At 43.7% G+C, this 6,463-nt stretch carries 5 protein-coding genes; 2 read left to right on the forward strand and 3 right to left on the reverse strand.

The features are described from left to right. Together L0J61_RS08150 and L0J61_RS08155 are read right to left on the reverse strand one after the other, a co-directional pair. Positions 1-498 (reverse strand): CHC2 zinc finger domain-containing protein (locus L0J61_RS08150; RefSeq protein ID WP_301465952.1); only part of this gene is annotated, 498 nt, incomplete at its 3' end. Positions 499-818: 320 nt separating this feature from the next. Then, on the reverse strand, positions 819-1,991 hold the full coding sequence (locus tag L0J61_RS08155; protein ID WP_301465953.1) for an outer membrane protein assembly factor BamD: 1,173 nt from the start codon (positions 1,989-1,991) through the stop codon (positions 819-821). A gap of 588 nt (positions 1,992-2,579) precedes the next feature. Here L0J61_RS08155 and L0J61_RS08160 point away from each other — a divergent pair. Then, the gene (locus tag L0J61_RS08160; RefSeq protein ID WP_301465954.1) at positions 2,580-3,740 is read left to right on the forward strand and encodes an RluA family pseudouridine synthase; all 1,161 of its coding nucleotides are present in this window, start codon (positions 2,580-2,582) and stop codon (positions 3,738-3,740) included. 137 nt (positions 3,741-3,877) lie between these two features. Further along, positions 3,878-4,834, forward strand: coding sequence for a polyphenol oxidase family protein (locus tag L0J61_RS08165; protein ID WP_301465955.1), 957 nt, complete (start codon positions 3,878-3,880; stop codon positions 4,832-4,834). Between the two features lie 130 nt (positions 4,835-4,964). Here the strand turns inward: L0J61_RS08165 and L0J61_RS08170 are convergent, their stop codons facing one another. Then, on the reverse strand, positions 4,965-6,224 hold the full coding sequence (locus tag L0J61_RS08170) for a YeeE/YedE family protein (protein WP_301465956.1): 1,260 nt from the start codon (positions 6,222-6,224) through the stop codon (positions 4,965-4,967). Between the last annotated feature and the right edge of the window lie 239 nt (positions 6,225-6,463).

Raw genomic sequence — 6,463 nt, forward strand, 5'->3', positions numbered from 1 at the left:
TATATCGTTATAAGTACTGTCCTGATAGGTATCATCCTGATGAGCGTTTTGTTTGGCACGAACTTGCTCATTGGGCGACGAATCTTGGTGTACTGAGGCATGATTTGTTGATTGGTTTTTTGATGGGGTTGCTGACCGGTTAGGTGCAGTCGGTTTATGCGTAGGCTTGGGGGCACTACGTTGATAGCTAACGTTTTGTTGCTCATCCTCAGGTATCTCGATGCCTGTTTGCTTCGATAGCTCCTTTACCGCTTCTATGAATGTTAGGTTTTCATAGTCACGCAAAAAACTAATGGCATTGCCACCAACACTACAGCCAAAGCAGTGGTAGATGTTTTTTTGAGGATTGACGTAAAAAGAAGGCGATTTTTCGCCATGAAATGGACAGCAGCCTTTATACTCGCTACCTGCTCTTTTAAGTGTGGTGTGACGCCCAATGATACTGATCAAATCAGCTTGGCTGTTTAGTTGCTCTAGAATATGGTTAGGGATACTCATATAAAAAACAGTTTACCATAGGTCAATTATGTTGGGCATCGACAATCAGTTAAGAATAATACCAGCCAGGAGTAATACCATTCACAAAAATCAAAGTAGTAAGGAAAAAGGCTCAAGTAATACGTAGCGTGCAAGTACTACGTATTGTAGGTGGAGCGATTTTGATACAGTTAATTGTGCTTTTTGGGTTTGGTATAAGTTTTGGTATAAACACTGAAACTCGATAGAAAATAAAAGCAGTACGAACAGAAAAATAAGGCCAACAGAGTGTTGACCTTATCGTTTGTCCTATTCAGAGACTGTCAATGTGCTAAGTCAGTCTACTCCGTAGGTGTTGTCGTAGGCGTCGTGTTAATTATTTTTGGGTCAATAGTGGCTTCAGTGGCTTCTCTAGCCATAGGACTGGTACTTGACTGATTCTGTGGGGCGGTTGAGTTTTCAGGAAGCCCCAAACCAAAATTGAGGTTACTAGCACCGTTGGTAGGAGCCGTACCTTGTGCTGAATTGGCAGTCGCTGTATTGGCGTTTGGCAAGCTCATTTGACGGGCGCTACGAACGACTTGGGTTTTAGTAGCGCCGTTGTAATCCCCTGTATTCAGTGGGCTCCCTTCCACGCCTGAGCGGCCAAGCTGTCCAAAGGTCAGTTTGTTGAGCCATGAGCGATCACGCTTAGTATCTAGTCTTACACGTCCATCATTGGTTAACCAGCTTGGATAGTTGATCTGCAAGAGTGTTTTATATTCTGTCGCCAAATCTGTCAGACCGAGTTGATCATGGCTATAAGCTAAGATAGCAATGGCTTTTGGCGTCGATTCGCTAAGCGGATAGTACTGAAATGCCCATTTTGCGCGGTTGACTGCGGCTACATATGCTTCACGCTCGATGTACCAGTCAGCGGCACTTAATTCACTTTCAGCAAATTGATTGTAGATATAGATCATACGCTGGGCGGCATCAGGTGCGTAAGGGCTGTTAGGATATTTATTGATAAGTTCTTGGAAGTTATTAAATGCAATACGCAAGTAAGCAGTATCACGTTCAGCTTGATTAAGATTGAATAGATTTAGGCTGAAACCTTCTGACGACCCTTGCATATTTGACACACCACGAACGTAGTGAGCATAGCTGATTTGGGGGTTAGAAGGGTATAGGCTTATAAATTGTTCAGCACTGGAAGCTGCGACCGCAAACTGACCACTTTCGTATTGAGCATACATCACATCTAGCAGTGCCTGCTCAGAGTATTGCCCTGTAGGATAAAAAGTACGTAGGTTGGTCAAATCTTCGATGGCTTGAACGTAACGACCTTCATCGATTTTAGCAACTGCATCACTGTAGTAGTTTTGCTCTGATTTTTCAGCAGTCTCTACTGCATCATCGGCATCTTCACCGCCAGTCAAGTTTTTAAAAGTCTGACAACCTGTAAGACTAACGCTAAACGCCAGTAGGGTTATTGAGGACAGTTTAATAAACGTATTGCCAACAGCTTGCATACTTCTTCTCCGACACGAGACGCATAATAGTAAAAGCACTACCATGCTATGATAAAAAGTTAGTGATAAAAACGATGCATATGGCATCGGGTAACGACCTGTTTTGAAATGCTAATCAATCAGCGCACTTGTTATTCGTATAATTTTTATCGAATACGGCTTCGACTTAACGCCATAGCATACAGCAAAAATTAAAGACAGGCTGTTTTTCGCTTCGCAGTTTAGCACGAGCAGCCCTTTCGAGCGATATCGAATATCGAAGACAGTGACAAATATACAGTAAGTTACAGCAACGTTATATTTTAGAGAGTTATCTGCTAATGTCCGGTATGACCTAATATTATTCAAACCTGATAGATAAAGTGCTGTATTTATATGGCTTGGACGCTCAGCGTGATACACTACCATGCATTGATTTCTTGTTTTTGGCTATGACTGCTCTGTCGTCATCCAATAGTGAGCAACATCTTATTTTTTATTGTGCTTTTTATACAAAACCACTCTATTCGATAGTCGCCTTTCAGACGTGCTTTGCAGTGTGAGGTTAGGGGCTTTTCCATATATAAATCTGTTATGAATAATAATGCTATGACTACCAACTCAATACCCAATCAATCAATAGATACCGATTCAGCAGTACAAGAGTCGCCGACGCCAAATAGTGCTTTAAATGATAATGAGTTAACTGATGAAATGCAAAACGATGCTGAGGCGGCAGATAGTGACTTGCTGGCTGATGATGACAGTGAGGATGATGAAACTTCTATCGCTGGTCAAGCGGCATCTGTCGTTGTTGATGTAAGCCATACCGTCACTGAGGATGAGTCTGGTCTGCGAATTGATAAGTTGGCATCACAAGTATTTACAGATTTTTCAAGAGTGCAGCTACAGGGTTGGATTACTGATGGTAGCTTGCTCTATAACGGCACCGTGCAAAAGCCTAAAGTCCGTGTCAAAGCGGAGGACGTTTTGCATCTATCGACCACACTAGAGCAGCACAGTGAAGATCAGCCAGAAAACATCGACATCAATGTCGTGTATGAAGATGATGACGTACTGGTGATTGATAAGCCAGTTGGTATGGTTGTCCATCCTGGTGCGGGCAATCAAACAGGCACTTTGGTCAATGCGCTTCTGTATCATTATCCACAACAACACCATCTACCTCGAGCAGGCCTAGTACATCGGATTGATAAGGATACTTCTGGTTTATTGTTGATTGGCAAAACAAAGCCTGCGCAGATGGCACTGATGGAACAATTGAAAGATAAGTCTGTCTATCGACATTATCAATGTGTGGTAGCGGGAGATGCCGCGAGCTTACTGCGCCATCGCCGCATTGAGGCGCCGATCGGTCGCCATCGGAATCAGCGTACAAAAATGACGGTAATGACGGCAGGACGTGAGGCAGTCACGCATCTATTAGATGTTACCGCGCTCAATGATAACTACTGCCAATTGGATGTTGGGCTTGAGACGGGCCGTACGCATCAGATTCGTGTGCATCTAAGCCACATCACCTATCCGATAGTAGGAGATCGTGTCTATGGCGGCCGTCGTCAGTTGCGTGCTGGTCTGAGTGAAGCACAGCGCCAAGCGATAAATGAATTTCCACGGCAAGCGCTGCACGCTTATACATTAGGTTTCGTTCATCCTACGACCGGTGAGGACATCGAAGTCACGACACCACTTCCTGAAGATATGCAGCAACTTATCGCTGTGTTGAGTGATGGGTATAATGACGAGTAACATAAATTAATGGCGATATCACGCTGTAAAATCATTGTGTAGTAATAAAAAAGAGTGTATTAGATAAAAAACAGTCTACAAAACTTCCAGTTAAATGTAATAACCTTGAGCAGATCCACTAAGATGATGAGCCAATCATGACCAATAAGTTCCCGATGACATTGCTTGCACAAGATGACGGCGTATTTGTTTTTCAAACGGCTGCTGTTGTTAGCTCGAATGCCAGACCAGATACTGATGTTGAAGGTGCTGACGTTGAAGGTGCTGACGTTGAAGGTGCTGATGTTGAAGATATATCTTTCATCGTCGATGAAAAAGATAGCCTGCCATCAGGTCTGAGTAGCAAAACAAGCTATGGCGAGCTCAATTTAGGCTTGCATGTCCATGATGATGCGGCAAAGGTTTTGGACAACCGCATGCAGCTGTTGACTGCTATAAATGAGCAAGTTGCTCGCTTTTCATCATCGAGTAACCAAGAATCCTCTGTTAAGCAGTTGCATTGGGTCAATCAAGTTCATGGTCGTCAAGTTCACGATATTGATGCTACGGACTTGAGTATGGATCCTGTTTCTGCAGATGCGATGGTCAGCCAGCAAGATAGCATAGGGCTTGCTATGATGACAGCTGATTGCGTGCCAGTGGTTTTGTACCAGCCAAGCAGTGGTCAGGTTGCTGCGATTCATGCTGGCTGGAAAGGGCTTGCTTGTGGCGTCATTTCAGCAACGGTTAAGCGCTTTACAGAGTCTGGTGATATCAAAGCATGGATCGGTGTCTGTATCAGTCGAGATAATTATGAAGTGAATACAGACGTCCGTGACAAGTTGCTAACAGGATGTATTGAAAATCAGACGTTATCAGCGCAGGCTATCGATGATTTTGATGACTTATTTTCTATACCGTCTGATGAGGCTAAAATTAAGTTGGATTTACCAAAGTTAGCAGCAGCTCAGTTAGTCACGGCTGGCGCGATGGTAGAGAACGAGTCAGATATCAGTTGTAGTTATGCAGATTCTCTCTATTATTCGTATCGTCGAAAAACCCATTTACAACAACAGGCGACAGGGCGTATGGCACTGATTATCGTGCGCAGTTAAGCGGTCTAATCATTGTGTATTTTATGAGGTGTGCTCGTATATACTTCATAAAATACAAGTCACAAAAAAAACAGCAGGTTATATAAACCTGCTGTTTTTTTGTACTTATCAATCAACTTTAAAGATGGTATCAGCAGACTGAATCATTAGACTTAGGTACGGAAAGTCCAAATAACGGACGCAAATACAAGGCTAAAAAAGTGCCCGCCATAGCGAGTATGCCCCAAATATAACCATGCAGGCTAAATGACGCGATACCACCAAAGTAAGCGCCGATATTACAACCAAAGGCAAGACGAGCACCATAACCCATCATCAAGCCACCGATGACTGACGCGGCAAAATTACCTGCAGTGATATGAGTGAATTTAAATAAGCCACCTGCTGCCGACGCGATAAAAGCACCAATGATAATGCCAATGTTTAACACCGTTGTAGAGTCAGCAAAGATAGAGGTGTTTAGAGCGGCTGCATTAGCCCCTTGCCAATAACCCCAACTAGCAACATCAACCCCTAGACCGTTGGCGATTTTAGAGCCCCATAAGGTAAATGCTGAGGTAACGCCCCAAGGCTGTCCACGTGTCAGTAGGGTTAGGGCATTAAGTAACGCCAGAGCGATCGCCGCAGCAAACAATGGCCACGAACCACGAAAAACTCGTTTCCAACCAGTCTCAGACGGCACGGGTGCCATTTTAGGTGCGTTTCTTTTTTTCTCGACGACCAGTGTAATCCACGCAATCAAACCAAATAATGCAAGAGACAGCAACCAAGCACCGGTATAACCAAGACCAGTGGAAGTGGCCAATGAATAGGGAGCATAGGCAGGCATTTCTTCTGTCCAAAATGGCAGATGATAAGCACCAATCGTAGCTCCTACGATGAAAAAGATAAAAGTGATGAACATGACAGAACGTCCACCGCCTATCGAATACAGCGTGCCTGAAGCACAGCCACCACCGAGTTGCATACCAATGCCGAAGACAAAAGAGCCAACTAATAGGCTAACACCTAATGGTGCTACGTAGCCTGAAACTTCTCCGCCAAAAAGCGTGGTTCCGAAAGCAAGTATGGGCGCAAATAGAGTAACAGCAACTGCTAGCATAAGCATATGGGAGCGCATTGCCTGTCCATTACCGACCGCCATAATGCGTCTAAATGCTGAGGTAAAACCAAAACGAGCATGAAACAAGGTATAACCAAGCAAAAGACCAATGCCTAGGAGTAATGATTGAGAGATATGTTGCGTCGTGAGCAAATGAATGAGCAGCAGTAACGCTGCAATAGCCCCTCCTGCTATCAGAGCTTTTTGCGGCGCATTGAGCGCAAGACTGTCTTTGGGGATAGGGGATTTAGTATCATTTACAGGTTGAGCTAAAGTGGTAGTATTCACAGCAATGACATCCTTCTCCGATGCATCTGACCGGATGTGGTTGGTAAAAAATGGTTATATAATATGTGAAAATATGACAGTGGCTTTAATAGAAGTTTAAACGAGTCAGCAATCAACGCACATCATATGCTCATTGTCTCAAAAGTAAAGTTAGGTGATTTTGAAAAATAAGAATTACCATATGAATACCCCACTCTCAACTTGAAATAAGCAAATCAAACTGAAGAGGCGGATTACCA

It is taken from the genome of Psychrobacter sp. (assembly GCF_030457785.1).
Classification (GTDB): Bacteria; Pseudomonadota; Gammaproteobacteria; order Pseudomonadales; family Moraxellaceae; genus Psychrobacter.

What these genes read in the sequence shown, in the direction of transcription:
- L0J61_RS08155 (WP_301465953.1), bottom strand. Translation starts at nt 1,991, where the DNA reads ATGCAAGCTGTTGGCAATACGTTTATTAAACTGTCCTCAATAACCCTA.
- L0J61_RS08165 (WP_301465955.1), top strand. Translation starts at nt 3,878, where the DNA reads ATGACCAATAAGTTCCCGATGACATTGCTTGCACAAGATGACGGCGTA.
- L0J61_RS08160 (WP_301465954.1), top strand. Translation starts at nt 2,580, where the DNA reads ATGACTACCAACTCAATACCCAATCAATCAATAGATACCGATTCAGCA.